20 protein-coding genes are annotated in these 21,176 nt (G+C 68.8%); 10 read left to right on the forward strand and 10 right to left on the reverse strand.

Going from position 1 to position 21,176, the window contains the following annotated elements:
• Positions 1-65: 65 nt before the first annotated feature.
• Positions 66-746 (forward strand): DUF6518 family protein, encoded by a 681-nt coding sequence (locus OX958_RS01795; RefSeq protein WP_270135232.1) that lies wholly within the window; start codon positions 66-68, stop codon positions 744-746.
• A gap of 59 nt (positions 747-805) precedes the next feature.
• Here OX958_RS01795 and OX958_RS01800 read toward each other — a convergent pair whose 3' ends face one another.
• From OX958_RS01800 to OX958_RS01815, 4 genes are all read right to left on the reverse strand, one after another.
• Positions 806-2,185 carry a condensation domain-containing protein gene (locus tag OX958_RS01800; protein ID WP_270135233.1) on the reverse strand — a complete coding sequence of 460 codons (1,380 nt, stop codon included), beginning with the start codon at positions 2,183-2,185 and terminating at the stop codon, positions 806-808.
• Between the two features lie 139 nt (positions 2,186-2,324).
• The gene (locus OX958_RS01805) at positions 2,325-2,741 is read right to left on the reverse strand and encodes an MmcQ/YjbR family DNA-binding protein (RefSeq protein WP_270135234.1); all 417 of its coding nucleotides are present in this window, start codon (positions 2,739-2,741) and stop codon (positions 2,325-2,327) included.
• A gap of 13 nt (positions 2,742-2,754) precedes the next feature.
• Entirely contained in the window at positions 2,755-4,638 is a 1,884-nt protein-coding gene (locus OX958_RS01810; protein ID WP_270135236.1) for a sensor histidine kinase, read from the reverse strand.
• Complete coding sequence (locus tag OX958_RS01815) at positions 4,628-5,341, reverse strand: response regulator transcription factor (RefSeq protein ID WP_270135237.1); 714 nt, start codon at positions 5,339-5,341, stop codon at positions 4,628-4,630. The genes OX958_RS01810 and OX958_RS01815 overlap by 11 nt, the downstream gene beginning before the upstream one ends.
• 111 nt (positions 5,342-5,452) lie before the next feature.
• On the opposite strand from OX958_RS01815, the gene OX958_RS01820 reads away from it, so the two are divergent.
• The 4 genes from OX958_RS01820 to OX958_RS01835 are packed head-to-tail and all read left to right on the forward strand — an operon-like array spanning position 5,453 to position 9,973.
• Entirely contained in the window at positions 5,453-6,514 is a 1,062-nt protein-coding gene (locus OX958_RS01820) for a hypothetical protein (protein WP_270135238.1), read from the forward strand.
• On the forward strand, positions 6,511-7,809 hold the full coding sequence (locus tag OX958_RS01825; RefSeq protein ID WP_270135240.1) for a peptidoglycan-binding protein: 1,299 nt from the start codon (positions 6,511-6,513) through the stop codon (positions 7,807-7,809). The genes OX958_RS01820 and OX958_RS01825 overlap by 4 nt, the downstream gene beginning before the upstream one ends.
• Positions 7,806-8,498 (forward strand): ABC transporter ATP-binding protein, encoded by a 693-nt coding sequence (locus OX958_RS01830; protein ID WP_270135241.1) that lies wholly within the window; start codon positions 7,806-7,808, stop codon positions 8,496-8,498. Before OX958_RS01825 ends, OX958_RS01830 begins: the two co-directional genes overlap by 4 nt.
• A complete protein-coding gene (locus OX958_RS01835) occupies positions 8,495-9,973 on the forward strand; it encodes an ABC transporter permease (protein ID WP_270135242.1) in 1,479 nt (492 codons plus the stop codon). Before OX958_RS01830 ends, OX958_RS01835 begins: the two co-directional genes overlap by 4 nt.
• Here the strand turns inward: OX958_RS01835 and OX958_RS01840 are convergent.
• Together OX958_RS01840 and OX958_RS01845 are read right to left on the reverse strand one after the other, a co-directional pair.
• Positions 9,951-11,231 (reverse strand): MFS transporter, encoded by a 1,281-nt coding sequence (locus OX958_RS01840; protein WP_270135244.1) that lies wholly within the window; start codon positions 11,229-11,231, stop codon positions 9,951-9,953. The two genes, OX958_RS01835 and OX958_RS01840, sit on opposite strands and share 23 nt — an antisense overlap.
• 136 nt (positions 11,232-11,367) lie before the next feature.
• Entirely contained in the window at positions 11,368-12,297 is a 930-nt protein-coding gene (locus OX958_RS01845) for an acyl-ACP desaturase (protein WP_270135245.1), read from the reverse strand.
• Positions 12,298-12,386: 89 nt separating this feature from the next.
• Here OX958_RS01845 and OX958_RS01850 point away from each other — a divergent pair, with 89 nt between their 5' ends.
• Together OX958_RS01850 and OX958_RS01855 are read left to right on the forward strand one after the other, a co-directional pair.
• Positions 12,387-12,803: an acyl-CoA thioesterase gene (locus OX958_RS01850; protein ID WP_270135247.1), complete on the forward strand. Its 417-nt coding sequence runs from the start codon at positions 12,387-12,389 to the stop codon at positions 12,801-12,803.
• On the forward strand, positions 12,800-13,921 hold the full coding sequence (locus tag OX958_RS01855; protein WP_270135248.1) for a zinc-dependent alcohol dehydrogenase family protein: 1,122 nt from the start codon (positions 12,800-12,802) through the stop codon (positions 13,919-13,921). The genes OX958_RS01850 and OX958_RS01855 overlap by 4 nt, the downstream gene beginning before the upstream one ends.
• On the opposite strand, the gene OX958_RS01860 is transcribed toward OX958_RS01855, so the two are convergent.
• Positions 13,918-14,553 (reverse strand): dihydrofolate reductase family protein, encoded by a 636-nt coding sequence (locus OX958_RS01860; protein ID WP_270135250.1) that lies wholly within the window; start codon positions 14,551-14,553, stop codon positions 13,918-13,920. The two genes, OX958_RS01855 and OX958_RS01860, sit on opposite strands and share 4 nt — an antisense overlap.
• A gap of 314 nt (positions 14,554-14,867) precedes the next feature.
• Between OX958_RS01860 and OX958_RS01865 the strand changes: the two genes are divergently transcribed.
• Positions 14,868-16,316 (forward strand): M12 family metallo-peptidase, encoded by a 1,449-nt coding sequence (locus OX958_RS01865; RefSeq protein ID WP_270135251.1) that lies wholly within the window; start codon positions 14,868-14,870, stop codon positions 16,314-16,316.
• Between the two features lie 280 nt (positions 16,317-16,596).
• On the forward strand, positions 16,597-17,844 hold the full coding sequence (locus OX958_RS01870) for a PPC domain-containing protein (protein ID WP_270135253.1): 1,248 nt from the start codon (positions 16,597-16,599) through the stop codon (positions 17,842-17,844).
• A gap of 110 nt (positions 17,845-17,954) precedes the next feature.
• On the opposite strand, the gene OX958_RS01875 is transcribed toward OX958_RS01870, so the two are convergent.
• The 3 genes from OX958_RS01875 to OX958_RS01885 all read right to left on the reverse strand — a co-directional run bounded on the left by OX958_RS01875 (position 17,955) and on the right by OX958_RS01885 (position 19,722).
• Positions 17,955-18,578: an HAD family hydrolase gene (locus OX958_RS01875; protein ID WP_270135254.1), complete on the reverse strand. Its 624-nt coding sequence runs from the start codon at positions 18,576-18,578 to the stop codon at positions 17,955-17,957.
• Positions 18,575-19,237 (reverse strand): transcriptional regulator, encoded by a 663-nt coding sequence (locus OX958_RS01880; protein WP_270135255.1) that lies wholly within the window; start codon positions 19,235-19,237, stop codon positions 18,575-18,577. Before OX958_RS01880 ends, OX958_RS01875 begins: the two co-directional genes overlap by 4 nt.
• Before the next feature lie 74 nt (positions 19,238-19,311).
• Complete coding sequence (locus tag OX958_RS01885; RefSeq protein ID WP_270135256.1) at positions 19,312-19,722, reverse strand: hypothetical protein; 411 nt, start codon at positions 19,720-19,722, stop codon at positions 19,312-19,314.
• A 119-nt stretch (positions 19,723-19,841) separates the two neighbouring features.
• On the opposite strand from OX958_RS01885, the gene OX958_RS01890 reads away from it, so the two are divergent.
• Positions 19,842-21,161: a PEP/pyruvate-binding domain-containing protein gene (locus OX958_RS01890; protein ID WP_270135259.1), complete on the forward strand. Its 1,320-nt coding sequence runs from the start codon at positions 19,842-19,844 to the stop codon at positions 21,159-21,161.
• Positions 21,162-21,176: the final 15 nt, after the last annotated feature.

Consider the following 21,176-nt stretch of genomic DNA (forward strand, 5'->3'; position numbering starts at 1 on the left):
CGAGGTCCATGCGCCGCGAATGAAAGGTACTCGCCTCTGCTCCCATGGTGCTTCAGACTGTTCGCGTGACCGAGCATGCACGGGTAGTCAGAGCGGTGGTCGGCGCAGTCGTGGTGGGACTCGGACTCGGGTTCCTGACCCAGCACCTGCAGGCCTACCTGCCGGGCAACTGGAACACCCTGGCCAACTCAGGAGTCGTCTGGGTCGTCTTCGCCTTCGCAGTCACCGCCGTACTGCGGTTGCCGACCGGCTGGTCCGCGCTGCTCGGCTTCCTCACCCTCACCGGCGCACTGACCGGGTACTACGTCTCGGCGCGCTTCATCGAGGACGCCACCAGCTCCGTGTCGACGATGGCGGTCTGGGCCTTCGCCGCGATCGTGGGAGGACCGGTCTTCGGCATCGCCGGCAGCTGGTGGAGCGAGGGCGCGGCGGTCCGCAGTACCGGGAGCTGGCTGAGTGGCGGAGGCGAGTCGCTGCGGAGCGAGGCGCGACTGTGGCACCTCAGCCGCCCGGTCGTCGGCGTCGCGCTGCTCAGCGGCGCCTTCCTTGCCGAAGGCATCTACTTCCTCTGGCAGGTGGAGAACAAGCACGCCTCCGGCCGAGTCGAGGTAGTCCTCGCCGTGCTCGCACCGATCATGCTGGCCCGCTCCAACCGCGACCGCTTCACCGGCCTCCTCCTGCTGGTCCCGCTCGGTCTGGCCGGCATCGCCTTCTACGGACTGCTCGACCTGCTGCTGGCCGGCTGACTTCCCCGCGCGGCCCCCGCTGCTCGCTGCGCGCACTGTGTTCCCACGGCCATTGGTCGCTACAGCCGGAGCGTCTCCAGGTCCACGTCCGCGACGGCCAGCTGGATGGCCGTCCGTTCGAAGGTGTACAGGAAAGCCTGAATCTGTGGCGGTGGCAGCAAGGCGGTGTCCGCCATCATCGACAGCTGGATCCGCTCGGCTGTCCCCCGGATGTCGAGGAACAGGACCATGCCCTCGTCATCGGTCATCTCCGGCCAGCTGAAGGTCGTCCCCTCGGCCAGCACTCTCAGCTCGGCCTCGTCCGTGGCCACCGGTCTTTTCGGCCGGTGCAGCAGCGACCACATGTCGTTCAGCTGGGAGCCTGGCTCCCAGTCCGCCCCTCTGAGGGAGAGCGCCATGGCCCGGGCTGCCCGAGCGTCGTACCGGCCGTGCCGGCGGGCTCCGTCCATCGCCACCGTCGACTGCCGGACGATCTCCTCGAACGAGTCTGCCGTCAGGTCGATCGCCGTCGGCACGATCTGGTTCAGGGTGGTCACTGCGCCGACCAGCTCGGGCAGCAGCCGATTGCTCTGCATGATGTCGATCGAGTAGACGTCCGCCCCGGCGATCGAGCGAACCAGAGCGGTCGTGATGGCCAGCAGCATCGCCGACGGACTGGTCCGATGACGACGCGCGGCCGCCCGCACCGCCACCGGTACGGCGTCCGACTCCAGCTCGCCGCGGCGGAACCGCGGCGTCAGCGGCTCGGCCCGCAAGGGAAGCATGCCCGGCTGGTATTTCTTGTACTGCTGTCGCTGGTAGCTGATGGCCTCGACGTTCAGTAGTTGCCCGTCCGGCGAGTTCTCGAACATCGCCAGATCGACCGGCTGCATCCCCGATCGGGCCGCCGGAGGGGCGCTCGCGTCCGCCTTCGCCTGCAACAGCGCGGCCAACTCGGTCGAGAGCAGGTCGGCACTCAGGTAGTCCGCGGACAGGTGCGAGACGCCGAAGGTCACCAGCACCGGAATGCCTTCGTGCATCGCGACGTAGAAGCGGATCGGCAGTTCGGTGCCGTAGTCCCAGGCGGTCTTCACAGCCCGGCCGAGGCTCTCCTCCACCAGGTCGTGGAACTCGACCGGGTCGTCGGCCGGCCGATCGAAAACGGTCACCGCGACGGCACCGGCGGCCAGCACCTCCTGGTTCGCGGTACCCCGTGCGCTCGAGCGGTAGAGGGTTCGCAGGGACTCGTGCCGGTTCAGCAGCTCGCCCAGCTGCTCCAGGACATCCGGCAGGCTCAGCACGAGCGGCACCGGCAGCCAGCGGGTCAGGGTGAAGAACGGCTTGATCTCCGGAAGCCACTCGTGGATGCCGTCCCAGGTCCCCTGCTGCCCCCAGGTCAACGGTGCGACCCGCGACCGTCCGCCGCTGAAAAGCGCCTCGGTCGTACTCTCGGTGATCACGCTGACCAACCTCACTGACTTGGGCGTCGGGCCGCGCGAAGAGCACCTCGCGCAGACAAGTTCAACTAGATCTTGCCCTTTGTGTCTGCTGTCGCGGGTGCTACCGGGCGCGTCGGTCCAGCGGATCGTCCGCCACCCGCTAGGTGAGCCGGTGCTCCTCCAGCCAAGCAGTTGCCCGTCGCTTGGACGCTCTCGACAGCCAAGCATCCTGAATCACCTCGGTCAGCTCCTGCAGGCCGAGCTCCCCGATCCGGCTGCCACGCAGCAGCACCGACTTGTGCCCGTCGAAATGCGGCGTCGTGAAGAACGGATTGCTCTCGTCCGACACCAGGGCCAGCTTGTCGTCCTCGGACGGCACCCAGAACACGATCACGTCGTCGTACCGCTCGCCGGTCTCGGGATCGAAGGCATCCGGCCGAGGCGTTCGGAAGAACACGAACGACTTGCCGCCGACCTGGTAGACCGGGTTCTCCCCGCCGCCCTGCACCACCGTGACGTGGGGCATCGCCAGTGCGATCGCGTGGACATCGGCCACTCGAGCCTTCTTGCTCGCCATTTCCGCAGTCTAGTTACCTGGCGGGCAGCTGGATGGTGAATGTCGAGCCGTGCCCCAGCCGGCTGGTTGCGGCGATGGTGCCGCGGTGTGCCTCGACCAGGTGCTTGGTGATCGCCAGGCCGAGTCCGCTGCCGCCTGTGGTTCGGCTGCGGGACTGTTCGGCCCGGTAGAAGCGGTCGAAGAGATAGGGGAGGTGCTCCTCCGCGATCCCCGTCCCGTTGTCGGTGACGGTCAGCTTGTAGCCGTCGCCGACTCGGCGTACGCCGACGATGACCCGGCCGTCGGCAGGTGTGAACCGAATCGCGTTGGAGACCAGGTTGCCGAGTGCTTGCCGGATGCGGGCGTTGTCCACCACGGCCGGCGCGGGGCCGGTGACCTCCGCGGTCAGCGTGACTCCGGCCGCGTCCGCCGCCGGCCGGTGCGCCGACACCACCTGCTGAGCCAGCTCGGAGAGGTCCTTCAGCTCAGGATGCATCCGGAGCTTGCCCGCGTCGGCGAGGGCCAGATCCTGCAGATCCGCAACCAGCCGTTCGAGCAGGCCGGCTTCCTCCAGCAGGGAGGTCACCAGTGCGCTGTCGAGGGGGACGACCCCGTCCTCGGAGGCGACCAGGTACCCCTTGATGTTGGCCAGCGGCGTCCGTAGTTCGTGGGCGACGTCGCTGACCATCGCCTTGCGTTGATGGTCGTGGTGCTGGATCGACTCGGCCATCGCGTTGAAGGCATGCCCGAGCCGGGCCACCTCGTCCCGTCCGCTGACCGGCACCCGGGCCGCGTGGTCGCCGTTCGTCATCCGCTGGGCCGCCCCGGTGAGCGCCAGGATCGGCCGGACCAGTCGGCGGCCGGCGAACACCATCACCAGCGCCGCGATCAGCAGTACGCCGAGCGCGGTCGCCGCGGTCCGGGCCAAACCCTCGCCGGAGAAGACGTTGAAACTGCTCTTGGCCCCCAGATAGAGCTTCGCCTGCGGTGCGACGTACGGCGTGAGCGCGGCGACCCGGGCGGTGTTGCCGCACTCGAAGAACGCCGCGGAGACCGGCGTGTTCTCCGCGTCGAGCGGGGTGACCGCGACGAGTCCGTCGTCCGGGTTGGCGGTCAGCTTGTACGGCTGGCCGGCCGCGTCCAGGCACTCGGTCGAGCGGCGGATCTCGTCGGCGTTGACCGCGGCTGCCTTGGCGCTCGGCGCGTACAGTCCCGCGGGCACGCAGGGATCGCCCTGGAGCGTGACCGGCCGCTGGATCTGCATCGCGCTGCCGTCGGCCTGTGCGCTCTCCCAGGCCAGCGCGGGCGGGGTGCCGTCCGGTGCGCTGATCACCTGGACGGGACGGCCCTTCGACCGCAGGCACGCCGCCGCCTGGTCCGCGAGCTGCCGGCGTTGCGCCTTCTCCTCGTCGGTCATGCCCCAGCTGGCCGACCCGACGAGTTGCGGACCGGCGTACGAGAGGCCGGCTACGGTCGTCGACAGGGGCGCGACCGCTCGGGTCGCCATCCGGGTGGTGGCCCCGGAAGCGAGACTGAAGGCGACGGCCTGGCCGCCTTCGCTGCGTGGGTCGACTGTTGCCGCCGGCACCGATGGCAGCTCCGGACCGGCGCCGAGGGTCCGCGCCGAGTCGGCGATGACGGCACCGTCGGCACCGGTCAGCGCGATTCGCCGTCCGGTCCGGTCGGACAGGGTGCCGATCAGCTTGTCCACGCCCGACCAGCCGGCGTGATCGGCGGCGTACGCGCTCAGCTGGGCGTAGATGTCGCCGTCGACCTGGAGCTGGGAGGTGTTCTGGTCGATCTCGCCCTGGAGCTGCTCCGAGGTGCTGTAGGTCGCGATCAGCGCGGTGGCGATGACGGCGCCGAGCGCGACCGCGAGCGAGAGCCCGAGGAACCTGACCAGCACGCTACGACGCATCGGACACCACCTTGTCGGCGGCCAGCTTGTAGCCCACGCCGTAAACGGTCTTCAGGTACGCCGGGTCGGCCGGCACCGGTTCGATCTTCTTGCGCAGGTTCATCACGTGCACGTCGATCGTCCGGTCGAACACGTAGTGGTCGAAGCCGAACGCGTGCTCCAGCAACTGCTGCCGGGAGAACGCGCGGCCGGGGGAGGCCGCCAGGCAGGCCAGGATCTTGAACTCGGCCGGCGTCACCTCGACCAGGTCGCCGTCCAGCCGGACCTCGTGCCGCACCGGGTCGATCTCCAGCCCGCCGACCCGGTAGCTCTCGCCGTCGACGCGGCCGCGGGTGCGGCGCAGTACCGTCCGGACCCGGGCGACCAGTTCGCGGGGGTTGTACGGCTTGGTCAGGTAGTCGTCGGCGCCCAGGTCGAGGCCGAGCAGCAGGTCGTCCTCGGTGGAGCGGGCGGTGAGCATGATGATCGGCACGTCCCCGTTGCCGGAGGCATCGGCCCGGAGTACCCGGCAGACGTCCAGGCCGTCGACCTTCGGCATCATCACATCGAGCACGAGCAGGTCGGGGCTGCGCCGGCGGGCCTCGTCGATCGCGGCCCGCCCGTCGTGCACGACGACCGTCGTATGGCCCTCCCGCTCGAGGTAACGCCGGATCAGCTCCGCCTGCTTGAGATCGTCTTCGGCGACGAGAATCCGGGCTGCCATGCCTCGACAGTGACTGATCATCATGAGATTTCGATGAAGATCGGCTGAGAGCATCGGGAGCTGATCGGTCCTTCACAGGTTCTTCACGGCGTTCCCGCCAGGCTCCAGCTCATGAAGAACTCACGCATAGCGCTCTCGATGGTTGCCGCCCTGGCCCTGGCCGGCTGTGGAGCCAACACCTCGGCAGCCGACAAGGAACCGGTCGCGAGCGACGGCAAGAGCCCGCTCGCGGAGTACATGGGAGAAGGATTCGTCAGCTCCGGTGGTGGCGGGATGAGCGTGACCAGGGCCATCGGTCCGGGGGCGAACGAGTCGTCCGAGGAGCAGCTGGCCAAACAGCGCAAGATGGAGGACGCGATCGCCGCCTGTATGAAGACGGCCGGCTTCGAGTACGTCGCGGTGCCCCCGGAGGCGCGGGGCAAAGGCAAGTTCGACGAGGCGTTCAAGCTGCCGCCGGACAAGTTCGCCGAGCAGTACGGCTACGGCATCTCCACGATCGACTGGGGCAAACCCGACGACCAGGCGAACGAAGACCCGAACAGCAAGATCCGCAAGGCCCTGTCACCGACGGCGCAGAAGGCCTACGGCAAGGCGCTGAACGGCCAGTTCGACAATCCCGGCGGTGGGGTGATCGGGATCGCGCCGTCGACCGGTGACAAGGGGAAGAAACAGGACACGGGGTGCCGGGGCAAGGCGGCCGAAGAGGTCTACGGCAGCCCCGACGAGCAGGTGACCGACTTCAGGAAGTTCGACTCGCTGTTCAAGGACATCGAGGCGCTGCGCAAGCGGGTCGAGGCCGACCAACGGGTCATCGACGCCACCTCGGCCTGGTCGGACTGCCTCGCCGACGCGGGGCACAGCGGCTTCACGAAGGTGAACGAGCCGCGCGAGTCGATCAGCCAGAAGCTGCAGACGTTGTCCGGCGGGGACAAGGGCGCGCCGAAGCCCGGTGAGATGACCGCGATCGGCCCGCCGTCGCTGGACAAGGTGGACGCCGCCAAGCTGGGTGACCTCCGCAAGGAGGAGATCGAGCTGGCGAAGGCCGACCAGGGCTGCAAGCAGAAGGTCTACGAGGAGCCGTTCAAGAAGGCGCAGTACGAGCTGGAGAAGGAGTTCGTCGAGGCGAACAAGACCCAGCTCGAGCAGTACCGCGACTCGGTGTCGGAGCGGTGACCGCGTCACCCAAATCGCGTCGCCGGGTACTGATCGGGGTCTCCGCGGTCGCGACCCTCTCGCTCGGGGTGGGCGTCGCCGCGGGCAGCCGGCTGATGTCACCGGAGGACGCCGCGGCCAAGACGGCGCCGCCGAAGGCCTCCCAGATCACCGTGCCGGTGGAGCTGAAGGCGTTGTCCAGCAAGATCGTCGGGCGGGGGGACACCTCGTTCGACGGAGCGGTGAACATCAGGGTCGAGACCAGCGGTCTGCAGACCCCGGCGGTGGTGACGGGCAAGGTGCCGAAGGTCGGATCGTCCTTGCTGGCAGGGAAGGCGCTGCTGGAGATCGCGGGGCGCCCGGTGATCGGGCTGCCCGGCGTACTGCCGATGTACCGGGCGCTGGCACCGGGCTCCAAGGGGCCGGACGTGCTGCAGCTCGAGCAGACGCTGGCGAAGCTGGGCTTCGATCCGGGCAAGGTCGACTCGAAGTACGACACCAGTACCTCGCGAGCCGTCGAGGAGCTCTACGAGGCAGCCGGGTACGACGCGCCGGAGCCTGACGAGCAGCTGAAGCAGGCGGTCGACCAGGCGGACAAGAGCGTCGACGCGGCGAAGAACGCGCTCCGGCAGGCGAAGGCGGCGCTCAAGCAGGCCAAGGCCGGTCCGGGCAAGGCGGACACGTCGGTCCAGCAGGGGCTGGTCGACGACGCGGAGGAGAACCTGGCCGACGCCCAGCTGGCCAAGAACGAGGCCCAGTTCAAGGCCGGTACGCCGCTGCCGCTGTCCGAGGTCGTCTACGTGAAGTCGCTGCCGCGCCGGGTCGACGAGGTGAAGACCGAGCGTGGCGCCGTCGTCAACGGAGTGGTGATGTCGGCCAGCGGCGCCGCCCTGGTGGTCAGCCTCAAGGTCGACGCGGCAACCAAGGAGCGGCTGAAGGCAGGGATGCCGGCCAGTTTCGACATCGGCGACGGGTCGGTCGTCCAGGCGAAGATCGTGCGGATCACCGGCAGCGGCGACGAGTACACGGTGGTGATCTCACCGAAGACGCTGACCGCGGCTCAGCTGGGCCGGCTCCGGGACGCGAACGTCAAGGTGACGGTTCCGCTCAAGAGCACGAACGGCAAGGTTCTCGCCGTACCGCTGGCCGCGCTGTCGGCGGGCTCGGACGGCGGTTCGCGGGTGGAGGTCCTGCGCGACGGCAAGGTGGAGCTGATCCCGGTCAAGGTCGGGCTGTCCGCCGACGGGTTCGCGCAGGTGACCGCGACCGGCGACGCGAAGCTGTCCGAGGGCGACCAAGTGGTGGTCGGCAAATGAGCTCGACGGCGGTGGCGCTGCCGGCTCCGGTGGTGGAGATGATCGGCGTCCGGCGGTTCTTCCCCGGGCCGCCCGAGGTGCAGGCGATCCGCGAGATCGACCTGACCATCCGCGAAGGCGAGTACCTGTCGATCGTCGGGCCGTCCGGCTCCGGCAAGTCGACCCTGCTGCACCTGCTCGGGCTGCTCGACAACCCGACCGGCGGGATCTACCGGCTGGACGGCGTCGACACGATGAGCCTGCGGGAGCGGCGCCGCGCCGTCCTGCGGGGCGAGCGGATCGGCTTCGTCTTCCAGTCGTTCCACCTGCTCGACCACCGCACGGTGCTGGAGAACGTCGCGCTGTCGATGGTCTACGTCGGAGTACCGCGGAAGGAGCGGATGGCGCGTGCACGAGTCGCCCTGGAACGGGTCGGGCTGGCACACCGGATGGAGTTCGGGCCGAGCACCCTGTCGGGCGGCGAGCGGCAACGCGTCGCGATCGCCCGGGCGCTGGTCGCCGAGCCGAGTCTGCTGCTGGCCGACGAGCCCACCGGAAACCTGGACAGCGCCAACGCGGAGGCGATCCTCCAGGTGTTCGACGAACTGCACCACGAGGGCATGACGCTGGCGGTGATCACTCACGACGACCACGTCAGTGAGCGCGCCCAGCGCCGGGTCCGCATCGTCGACGGGACGCTGCAGTGGTGAGCTGGCGGCGTACCCCGAAAGCCGGCCCGGCCAACGCCGGGCGGCCCAACCCCGACCCCCGGAACGCCGGGGCGCCCAACCCCGACCCCCGCAATGTCGGGTCGCTCAACGCCGACTCGTCCAATGCAGGCCTCCCGGATCCCGCCGGCGGGCCGTCCACCTCCCGCCGGCGCCGCAGGCAAGGACGTGTGGCGCTGGCGGGCGTAGTACAGCGAATCGCCGGCTCGCGGCGAGACGATCAACGTCCGGCGCGCCCCGGAAGTCCGCAGCGAAAGAGCGGACCCGCGCTGCGCGATCTGCTCGACGAGGCGCTGGCAGGCGTCGCGGCCCGGCCGACCCGTCTGGTTCTGACCACGCTCGGCACGGTGCTCGGCATCGCCGCGCTGGTGGGAACGGTCGGCCTCGGGCAGACCGCGGCCGGTCAGATCACTCAGCTGTTCGATCTCGCCGCCGCGACCCGGGTGGTGGTGACACCGGACGACAACGGACAGGAAGGCGAAGCGGCGACGCAACTGCCATGGGACGCGCCCCAGCGAATCGTGCGGCTGAACGGCGTGGATGCCGCCGGCACGGTCAGCCAGGTCGAGGTCGGCGCAGACCTGGTCCGCAGCGTCACCGGGCTGGACGGAGCGAAGGACGGCTACAAGCTGCAGGTGATGGCCGCCTCGGGCGGGCTCTTCGACGCCGTACGTGCCGCGCTGCAGACCGGCCGGTTCTTCGACGCCGGCCACGACGCCCGCGGCGACCGGGTCGTCGTCCTCGGCAAGAACGCGGCGAAGCGGCTCGGCATCAACCGGGTCGACTCGCAGCCGGCCGTCTTCATCGGCGACCAGGCCTACACGGTGATCGGCATCCTCGATGCCGTCAGCGGCAAGGCCGAGTTGCTCGACTCGGTGATCGTGCCGAACGGGACGGCCAGGGCGGAGTACGACCTGAAGGCCCCGGAGTCGGTCGAGATCCGTACGTCGGTCGGCGCGGCCCAGCTGATCGCCCAACAGGCGCCGGTCGCGATCGAGCCGAACGACCCGAGCGGCCTGAAGGTCGACGCTCCGCCGAAACAAGGCGGCGTCCGCAAGGGCGTCGAGTCGAACCTGAACGCGCTGTTCCTGCTGCTCGGCGCGGTCGCGTTGCTGGTCGGCGGTCTCGGCATCGCCAACGTGACCCTGCTGTCGGTGCTGGAGCGGGTGGGGGAGATCGGCCTGCGCCGCGCCCTGGGCGCCGCGCGAAGACACGTGGCCGGGCAGTTCCTGGTGGAGAGCGTGATCGTCGGGTTCCTGGGCGGACTGCTGGGTACGGCGGTGGGTGTCCTGCTGACCGTCGGAGTCTCCTTCGCCCGCGACTGGACTCCGATCCTGGACAGCCAACTCACCTTCGGGGCGCCCTTCCTCGGCGCCGTCATCGGCCTGATCGCCGGCACCTACCCGGCCTGGAAGGCGTCTGCCATCCAGCCGATCACGGCACTGCGGGGGACCTGAGCGGTGAGGACCAGCGGGAGTAGAGCACCGCGGACAGCAGGAAGCCGAGCACCACGAAGGCCAGAACCGGGTACGACTGGCCGTTGTCGGGCAGGATCAGCGCGCCGAGGGCGGCCGCGGAGACCTGGCCGACGTTGAAGATCATGTCGTAGAGAGCGAAAACGCGACCGCGGTAGACATCGTCGACACCCGTCTGGACGAGGGTGTCGACGCTGATCTTCACGCCCTGCGCGCAGAAACCGGTGAGCAGGCCGGAGACCAGGATCGCGGGCTGGGTGTAGAGCCCGCCGGGGAACGCGGTCACCACGGCGGCCGCGACGAACAGTACGGTGATCCATCGGCGCAGGCTCAGCACGCGGGTCGCCCACGGTGTCACCAGGGCCGCGACGAAGAGCCCGGCACCGACCGCGCCGGTCGCGAGCGCGAGCGCGCCGAACGCCTGGTCCAGCTGATCGGGACCGTAGAACTTGTTGCGGTACAGCAGAATCATCGCGACCGTGACCAGGCCGAAGAAGAACCTCAGCGAACCGATCGCGGCGAGCCCGAGCGCTGCCTGCCGCCGCTCCTTCAGATGCCGGCCGCCGTCGATCAACCCGGCCAGGATGCCGCGGATCGCTTCCACCACACCGGGTTCGTCACCGGTCAGGTCGGGGCCGAGCTGGTTGCGTCCGAGCCGCAGCGCGAGCAGGGCGGCGACGACGTACACGGCGGACGTCGTACCGAGGACGGCCAGATCGGAGTCGGAGACGAGTTTGACGCCCGCGCCGAAACCACCGCCGACCAGGAACGACGCCGTACCTGAGGTCGGCGTGACCGCGTTGGCCATCACCAACTCGTCGCGCTCCACCACGTGAGGCAGTCCGGCGGACAGCCCGGACAACAGGAACCGGTTGACCCCGAGCGTGAACAGCACCGCCAGGTAGAACGGCGTCCCGGCGTTGCCTGCAGCAACTATCCCGCCGACCACCAGTACCAGCCCGGCGCGGGTCAGGTTCGCCCCGAACAGGATCTGCCGCCGCGACCACCGGTCCAGCAACACCCCGGTGAACGGTCCCAGCACCGAGAACGGCAGCAACGCCACCGCGAACAGCCCCGCGATCGCCGCCGCGTCCGGCGCTCGCTCCGGCGAGAACAGCACGTACGACGCCAGCGCCACCTGGAACACGCCGTCCCCGAACTGCGAACTCAGCCGAACCGCGAACAGCCGGCGAAAATCCCCACGCCGCAACAGCCTGCCGAGATCCCGGATGAACTGCACGCCTGCACTGTAGTCACAGCTACTTGCCGCCGAGCCGCTCGGCCGCTGTGTCACCCCGCTTGTTCACCGGGATGACGCCCGCGGCGTCGCAGTCGCCCGGCTCAGCTTCCACCGGACCCGGCGTACGCAGTACGGGCTAGTTGGCGCGAGCCGCCTGGCGCTCCAGCAACCGGGTGCGCTGCTCGACGAACCGCGACGCCTGAGCGTCCAGCGCGGTCATGAACTCGGCCAGCTCGTCGCGGGCCTTGGCGCCGTCGCCGGACAGGTCCTCGCGGTCGTAGACCTTCCACATCCGCAGGATCGGCGCGACCACCTCGTCGTGGTGCAGCCGGAGGTCGTAGATGCCGGCCTTGGCGATCGTCACCGAGTTGCGGGCGAAACCCTCCATCGTGGCGCCGGGCATGGAGAAGTTGCGGACCTCGTTGGTGACCGCGCGCATGGTCTCGTTGGGCGCCGACTCGAACGCGGCGGAGACCAGGTTGCGGTAGAAGATCATGTGCAGGTTCTCGTCGGTCGCGATCCGGGACAGCAGCTGGTCGGCGATCGGGCAGCCGGTCGCCTTGCCGGTGTTGCGGTGCGAGACGCGGGTGGCGAGCTCCTGGAAGCTGACGTAGGCGATCGCCTCCAGCATGTTCTTGTCGACCTCGTGCCCGGCGGTCATGTGCTCCATCCGGGCGACCTCGAGCTCGACCGGGTCGACGCCCCGGGTGACCACCAGGTAGTCGCGCAGCGCGATCCCGTGCCGGCCCTCCTCCGCGGTCCAGCGGCCGACCCAGGTGCCCCAGGCGCCGTCGAGGCCGAACTGGGTGGCGATCTCGCGGTGGTACGACGGCAGGTTGTCCTCGGTCAGCAGGTTGGTGATCATCGCGACCTTGGCGACCGGGTCGAGCCGGGACTGCTCCGGCGACCAGTCCTCACCGCCCAGGAAGGCGAAGTCGCGGCCCTCGCTCCACGGCACGTAGTCGTGCGGGTTCCAGTTCTTGGTGATCGCCAGGTGCCGCTCGAGGTTCTCCTCGACCACGGGCTCCAGCTCGTGCAGCAGGTTGGTCACCAGCTTGTCGTTCACCGGAATCTCCTTCGTCGGGGGTCCCCCCACCCTACGGCACCGTAAGTTACGCATCCGTAGGTTCGGAGCCGGCGCACTAGGCTGGGCCGATGGATCGGAGCGCCTACCCGCACTTCCTCGCGATCGGTACGCGGTGGAAGGACAACGACGTCTACGGGCACGTGAACAACGTCGAGTACTACAGCTTCTTCGACACCGTCATCAACGAGTTCCTGATCCGGGTGGGGGAGCTCGACATCCATCGCGGCGACGTGATCGGGCTCTGTGTGGAGTCGCAGTGCGGCTTCCGGCAGTCGCTGGCGTTCCCGGAGACGGTGGACGCCGGACTGCGGGTGGCGAAACTCGGCAACTCCAGCGTCACGTATGAGATCGGCCTGTTCCGGGAAGGCTCAGCGGAGCCGGCCGCGACCGGGCGGTTCGTGCACGTCTTCGTGAATCGCTCCGACCGCCGGCCCGTACCGATCCCGGCCGGGATCCGCGCCGCGCTGGAAGGGATCACCGGATGATCGTGCGAGGCGCAGTACTGCGGGAGATGGGACTGCCCGGCCCGTACGCCGAATCGCGGCCGCTCGCGATCGAAGAGATCGAGCTCGCACCCCCCGGCCCCGGCGAGCTCCTCGTCCGCATTCGCGCCGCCGGCCTGTGCCACTCGGACCTCTCGGTGATCAACGGCTCGCGCCCCCGCGTCCTGCCGATGCTGCTCGGCCACGAAGCAACCGGCGAGGTCCTCCAGTCCGAAGCCCCCGGATTCGCACCCGGCGACACGGTCGCCTTCGCCTTCGTCCCAGCCTGCGGCGCCTGCGGCCCCTGCGCCGAAGGCCGCGCCGCCCTCTGCGAACCAGGCGCCGCAGCCAACACCGCCGGCACCCTCCTCTCCGGCCACCGCCGCCTACGTACCCCGCCTTCGACCGACCTCCACCACCATCTCGGGGTCTCCGGCTTTGCCGACCATGCCGTGGTGTCGGCCCGCTCCGCGGTGAAGATCGACCCCACCCTCCCCCCAGAGGTCGCCGCGCTCTTCGGCTGCGCGGTGATGACCGGCGTCGGCGCCGTCGTCAACACCGCCCGCATTCAGGCCGGCCAAAGCGCGGTCGTGTTCGGCCTCGGCGGCGTCGGCCTGTCAGCGCTGCTCGGCGCAGCTCTCGTCGGCGCCCACCCCCTGGTCGCGGTGGACGTCGTACCGGAGAAACTCGCACTGGCACTAGAGCTGGGCGCCACCCACGCGATCGATGCCCGCAGCAACGATGTCGTCGGTCAGGTACGCGAGGCGACCAGCGGCGGCGCGCAGTACGCGGTCGAGACCGTCGGCAGCGCCGCAGTACTGGGCCAGGCGTACGCCGCCACCAGCCGCGGCGGCACCACCGTCACCGTCGGCCTGCCGGATCCCGCGCAGCTGCTGAGCATCCCGGCGGTCAGCCTGGTCGCGGAGGAGCGCACGCTCAAAGGCTCCTACCTCGGCTCGGCGATCCCCAGCCGCGACATCCCGCGCTACATCGCGCTCTACCAGGCCGGCCGCCTCCCGGTCGATCGCCTGCTGACGTCGACGGTCAGCCTCGACGACCTCAACGAAGCATTCGACACCCTCGCGGCGGGAACAGCGATCCGCCAGGTGCTGGTGCTCTAGTCGACCGAGAACGTCGAAGTACCGTCCTCGATCACCGCGGTACCGGTCCGGAACGGCGTCGGCCGGAGAGCGGCGTACGTCGCGCCGGTGCTGGTGACCCGGCTCTCGACCAGCTCGAACCCCATCGCCGGGGCGTCCTCGGTGAAGAGCCGCTTGCCCGCGCCGATCGCGACCGGGAAGGTCAGCAGCCGGTACTCGTCGATCAGCCCGGCGCGGTGCAGCGAGCGGGCCAGTCCGGCTGAGCCGTGGACCTGCAGTTCGCCGCCCGGCTTCGCCTTCAGCTCCTCGACCTGCTTCAGGACATCGCCGGTCAGCGCGGTGCTGTCGTTCCAGACCGGCTCCAGCGGCGTCGAGGTGGCGACGTACTTCGGCAGGTTGTTGAGCCCGCTGGCGGTGTTGCTGCCGTCGTCGATCTGGGACCAGTACGCCTGCATCATCGTGTACGTCGTCCGGCCGAGCAGGATGGCGTCGGCCCGGGCGAACCAGCCCTCCGCGATCTCGCCCATCACCTCGTCGCCGTACGGAATCAGCCAGCCGCCGCGGTCGAAGCCGCCGCTGCGGTCCTCGTCGAGGCCGCCGGGGCCCTGCATGACGCCGTCGATGCTGAGGAAGGTGTGCAGTGTGAGCTTCATGATCGGTCTCCGTTGTCGTCGAACTGGTTCGTGCCTGCGACAACGCGTCGGACGGTTGGCGGCAGGATCGACATCTCTCGCTTTGTGATCCACCTCACACTCGACGATTGCCGTGTCAGGGAGTCCGGGAGCGTCGCAGCCAGCCTTTGGAGTACGTAAATTCCGCGGAAAACCGTATACAGCGAGGCAACCGATGGGGCACGCTTCGACGCAGAGTGCGCGCGAACGCACCGCAAGTGAGGTACGACGGTTCCTCCTCGCCGCCCGGCGTACACCGCCGAGGAGCCGTCAGGAGTCCCTGAGGAGGGCCCCAGATGCACAGCAGGTTCCGCCGGACCGGTGCGCTCGTAGGCGCCGGTGCCGTTCTGTTCGGAGCGCTGGCCGTTGTTGCCGGTAACCAGGCAGGCGCCCAGCAGAGTCCGTCCCCCGCCCCCTTGGACACGCTGCTCGGAGGGCAGTCGCTCCAAGGCAAGACCGCGCTCGGCAAGGCCAAGCCGCGACTCGCCGAACTGGCCGAGCGCAACGGCATCGCCGAGCAGAAGTTGCAACAGATCCTGGCCACCGACAAGACCAGCTGGCTGGACAAGACCGGCAAGCTGTTCTACACCGAACCGGTCGCCTCCGCGAAGGAGCGGGCCGCCACCACCAAGTCGCCGAAGTGGGCCACCCGTGCGCGGGCCGCCGCCGACGGCCCGGCCTTCCAGTTGCACAGCAAGGCCGGCTCGAACCGGGTCATCTACCTGGACTTCGACGGTCACACGATCAGCGGTACCGCCTGGAACACCGGTGGCAAGCCGGCCAGCGTCAACGTCACGGCGTACGACACCGACGGCAACACCGGCAACTGGAGCACCGCCGAGCAGAACGTCGTCCGCGAGGTGTGGGCCCGGATCGCCGAGGACTACGCGCCGTTCGACGTCGACGTGACGACGCAGGCGCCGCCGGAGTCGGCCATCACCCGGTCGGGTTCGTCCGACCAGCAGTACGGCACGCGCGTCGTGATCGATCCGACCACCTGGTACCAGTCCGGCTGTGGCTGTGGTGGCGTCGCCTACGTCGGTGTCTACGACAACACGTCCCAGCACTCGTACTACCAGCCCGCCCTCGTCTTCACCAAGGGCGTCGGTACGGGCGCGAAGAACATCGCGGAGGCCGCGTCGCACGAGGCCGGCCACAACCTCGGTCTCAGCCACGACGGCACCTCCTCGGTCGGCTACTACACCGGTCACGGTGCCTGGGCGCCGATCATGGGGGTCGGCTACTCCAAGGCGATCAGCCAGTGGAGCAAGGGCGAGTACTCCGGCGCCAACAACAAGGAAGACGACTTCGCGGTGGCCGGCCAGAACGGACTGGCACTGCGCGCCGACGACCACGGCAACGGCACGGCCGACGCGACCGCCCTCACCCTGGGTACCGCGGTCAACGGCGTCTACGCCAGCGACTCGGACGTCGACACCTTCCGGGTGGACCTGTCGGCCGGAACCTTCACCTTCGCGGCCAACGCCGCGGCTTCGGGTGCGGATCTGGACATCAGGCTCCAGTTGCTGAACTCCTCGGGGGCCGTCGTGGCCACCGCGGACCCGGCCGCGGGCCAGACCAACTCCGCTACGCCGACCGGTCTGAGCGCCAGCATCAACCGCCAGGTCACGGCGGGCCGGTACTACCTCCGTGTCGAGAACGTCGGCTACGCCAGCCCGCTGAACACCGGCTACTCGACGTACGGCAGCCGCGGCGGCTACTCGGTGCGAGTCACCGCCGGCTGATTCCCAGTTGTGGTTCGGGACAGGTGTGCGCTCGGCCCGCACACCTGTCCCGGCTACGTCCACGGGGGGACGGACCACTTGGCTGGGGGGAATCCTTGAGGAGGGTTCCGAATTGTTCGACAAATCTCGTCGTGCCGGTGCGCTGGTGAGCGCCGGCGCGGTCGTTTTCGCAGCACTGTCGGTAGCTGCCGGCACCCAAGCCGACGCCCGGACTTCAGACCGGCCCGTACCGGGCAGGATCGCGCTCGACCAGTCCGGGTCCCGGCTCGGAGAAGTTGCCGTGAGCAATGGAATGTCCGAGCGGAAGTTCCGCGACACGCTGGCCGCCGACAAGACGGCCTGGCTCGACTCAGCCGGCCGGTTGTTCTTCCGTGAGCCGATGCTGACGGAAGCCCAGCAGGCGCACGAAGTTTCGCCGCGCTGGGCGACCACGAAGGTCGCCGCGGCGGAGGGCCCGGCGTTCGAGCTGCACAGCAAGCCGGGCGCCGACAAGGTCATCTATCTCGACTTCGACGGTCACAGCATCACCGGTACGGCGTGGAACGCGGACAAGGCGATCGATCCGATCGCCGTTTCTGCCTATGACACCGACGGAAACGCGGCAAGCTTCAGCACCGCCGAGCAGGACGTCGTACACGAAGTGTGGGCGCGGGTCGCGGAGGACTACGCCGCCTTCGATGTGGACGTCACCACCCAGCAGCCGTCGCAGGAGGCGATCAACCGCACGGACGCGGCCGACCAGCAGTACGGCACGCGGGTCCTGATCGATCCCGGCACCTGGTACCAGTCGAGCTGCGGTTGTGGCGGCGTCGCCTACATCGGCGTCTATGACAACGCGGACCAGCACGACTACTACCAACCCGCGCTGGTGTTCACGAAGGGCGTCGGTACGGGCGCGAAGAACCTCGCCGAAGCGGCTTCGCACGAAGCAGGTCACAACGTCGGCCTCGGCCACGACGGCACCGCGTCGGTCGGGTACTACGAGGGCCACGGCGCGTGGGCGCCGATCATGGGCGTCGGCTACTACCGGGGCATCAGTCAGTGGAGCAAGGGCGAGTACTCCGGCGCCAACAACGCCGAGGACGACTTCGCGGTGATCGGCAGCCACGGTCTCGCTCTTCGCGCCGACGAAGCCGGCGACAGCACCGCCGCCGCGACTGCCCTGTCAGTGGGCACCCCGGCTGCGGGATTCATCGCTGCTGAAGCCGACACCGATGTGTACCGCGTCGATGTTGCGACCGCCGGCAACTACACAGCCACCGCGAGTTCCGCAGCTCTTGGCGGCAACCTCGACATCAAACTCGACCTGCTCAACTCAGCAGGAGCAGTCGTCACCACAGCTGACCCGGACTCCGGCCAGACCGACGCAGGCACTCCGACCGGTCTGGGCGCCACCGTCACCAGCAACCTCCAGCCCGGCACCTACTACCTCCGCATCGACAACGTCGGCTACGGCAGTCCGCTGAACACCGGCTACTCCACCTACGGCAGCCGCGGCGGCTACTCCTTGGCCATCAACCCGTCCTGACACTTCGGCCCGGGCCTCCCGCCCCCCGGCCCGGGCCGCCGAACCCCTGCAATCGGTCAGCTCTCTGCTGAGTTGGCCAATCGCAGGCTCGTCCCGCTCCCGCCCTCTCGCTAGAGGGCGGGAGCGCTCGCGTTCAGCCCATGTCTAGCCAGCAAGGCCCTGAGCACGTCGTGCCCCTGAGCCAACTCCCACTGCTCAGCAATCAGCCCCGCGCTCCTCGCCCCGTCGACATTGGCCGCGCTGTCATCCACGAAGAGGATGCTCGAAGGCTCGGCCCCGATCCGCCGGGCCGCCTCGACGAAGAAGGCCGGATCAGGTTTGGCGACCCCGAGGTGGTAGGAGTAGCAGCTGACGTCGAAGAGACCGTCGTAGCCCATGGTCGTGCGCATGTGCGCTCCGCGATACCTCTCCTGGTTCGTCCCCAGGTGTACGCCATACCCGTTGCGCCGAAGGGCGTCGACGATGGCGAACGACTCGTCGTTCCGGTCGATCCGGTGCCACACGTCGGCGTACACGACCTCCACGGCCGCCGATACGCCGTACTCCGCCAGGGTCGCCGCGAGCAGAGGCAGGTAGTCGCCTCGCCCCGCCAATGAGGGCAACTCTTCCTTCCAGGTCTTGTGCAGCAAGTCTCGCGCCATGTCTCCGGCGTACGGCTCCATTGCGGCGTACCAGCCGCCCGGGATCTCCTGCAGCACTCCGTCGGCGTCGAACAGCACATGCTGAATCGTCATCCGCCGGCAACCTCGGCGCCCCGCGGAATGCCGAGAGTCGCGATCAGGTCTTCGTGAAGCTCGAACCAGACGGTGTGGCAGGAGTCCGCGCCGGTTCGATCGACCCAGGTCCCGTCGCCGGCCCGTACTTTGGCCAGCGCCGCGGCGAACCGCTCGTCGTACCCGTGGAAGCGGTCGAGAACGACGCTGATCCGGTTCGAGATGGTTCGCAGTGCCTGCCCCAGGGAGCGCAGTTCCTCGATCACCCGGCGATCCCACTGTGAGTCGGTGTGATCGTTGAAGGCCAGGGCGTCTGCCTCGGTCGGCCTGAGCTGCCAGTCGGTACAGGCTTGCTGCAGGCGCTCATTGAGCGGAAGGAACTCCGAGTAGGTCTCGCGAATCCACTCGCGTCCGGCGGCTTGGTCGAGCTCGATCGCCAACCGTCGTTCGTTCTCGACCCGACCGGCGTCAGTGAGGGACCAGCCCCCCGTGCCGGCGAACTCGCTCCAGGTGATCCACCCGAACGCCTGGTAGTCGAGCAGCAACTCCGTCGTCGCAGCCTGATCGAGCGCGAACCGCTCGGCGACCCCTCGGTCATCGGCAACACCCTTGAGCCGAACGGCGTGCAAGGTCAGCAACTCCGGCGCGGAAGCCGACCCGGACACCCGGTCCCCGCCCACACCGCCAGCCTCTCCGCCGGGCACCCCCGCGCCGCTCGCACCGCCAGCTTCCCCGTCGGGCACCCACGCGCCGCTCACTGCGCCGGCCGTTCCGTCGGGCGGCTTCCTCGGGCAGTGAGTCGATCCAGTCGCTGCTGACAGGCCTGCGGCGAGTTCAGCCCGAGCGCCGTCGCCATCTGAGCCCAGGTCAGCCCGAGCCCGCGGGCGGCGAACAGGAGCCCGGTCTCCAACTGATCGAGCTCCGCCCGCGCGGCCGAGAGCAACTGCAGCGCAGCCTCCACCTCGTCAGTCAGCTTCTGATCGCCCTCACCTTCTTCGCCGAAAGCCGCCGTCCTCGAGTGCCACAAGAAGAACTGAACGAGATCAACCGCCGACGGCGGCATCGCACCAATCTGCCACGGCCGCTGGTCGAGGCCGTCCGCCCCAGCCGCCAGCAAAACCTCCCTGGCCGCCCGCTCCCGCTCGGCCTGATCCTGATCACTCACTGAGCCACCTCTGATTGCGCTGCACCTCGAAACAGTCCATTATCAACAGAATGTTGTCAACATCTTGTTGAGATCTGTTCGCTCTGGCTGGACTCCGATTCGCGACTGGAGAGATTCGCTTGATCATCCGTCTCACCGAAGCCACGCCCCAGAACGCCGGCGCGAAGGCCGCTGTCCTGGGCGGGCTGAGCCGAGCCGGATTCTCGGTGCCACCCGCGTTCGTCATCCCGGTCGCCGCCTACCGAGCCGCCACCGCGCATCTCGACCTGCCCCGCGCGCTCACCAGCCAGAATCCGGACGAGGCCCGCCTCCTCGTCGAAGCCCAGCCGGTTCCCGCTCAGCTCCTCGACCACCTGTCCAAAGCATTGGCCGCCCTGGGCAACACCCCCGTCGCCGTACGCTCCTCAGCCACCACCGAAGACACCCCCACAGCCTCAGCAGCCGGCCAGCACGACACCTACCTCGGGATTCAGGGCCTCCCGAATCTCACCGCGAAGATCCAGGCAATCTGGGCCTCTCTCTGGAGCCCTCGAGCGATCGCGTACCGAGCTGGCCTCAGTGGCGACCCGCGCCGCGAAGCACCCGGCATCGCGGTGTTGATCCAACGCCACCTGGATGCCGAAGTGGCAGGTGTCCTCTTCACTGCAGACCCTCGCGGCAACCCCGACACCGCAGTACTGGAAGCGTCCTGGGGGTTGGGGGAGAGCGTCGTGCAAGGTTCGGTCACCCCGGACACGTACGTCCTCACCTCGACCGGCGCCCTCAACCGCACTCTGGGGACGAAGCAAACTCGTCGAGATCGCCTCACCACGCCCGCTTCAACTGCAGCGCACGCCGGGACGTCCGGCATCGCCACCACCGAAGTTCCGCTCGCTCAACAGCAGCAGTTGTGCCTCACCGACGAGCAGGCTCACCGGATCATCCAGCTCGGCCAGCGAACAGCCGACCTCATGGGCGAACCACAGGACATCGAGTTCGCCCTGGAGAACAACCACATCTGGCTGCTTCAGTCTCGCCCCATCACGGCTCCGCTGGACCCGACCAGCAGCTCAGCGGCAACCGATTCCGATGGAGCGGCGACTGGCTCCGGCGAATCGGTGGCAGCGGATCTCGACGTACTCCGGGGAGTTGGTGGCAGCGCCGGGGTTGCCGTCGGTCCGGCACGCATCGTCAATGGTGTCGAGGACTTCGGGCGGGTTGAGCAGGGCGACATCTTGGTGTGCCGGTTCACCGATCCTGGGTGGACTCCGCTGTTCAGTTGTGTGGCGGGGGTGGTGACGGAAGTCGGTGGCCGTCTGTCGCATGCCGCGATCGTTGCCCGTGAGCACCGTGTTCCTGCTGTTCTTGGGGTTGTCGATGCGATGAGGGCGCTTCGCGACAACCAGCGGATCAGGATTGACGGCAGCACTGGGCTGGTTGAGCCAGTTCCACCCAGCTAGTCGGACGGGGCGGTC

The sequence above is a fragment of the Kribbella sp. CA-293567 genome (assembly GCF_027627575.1).
In the GTDB taxonomy this organism is placed as follows: domain Bacteria; phylum Actinomycetota; class Actinomycetes; order Propionibacteriales; family Kribbellaceae; genus Kribbella.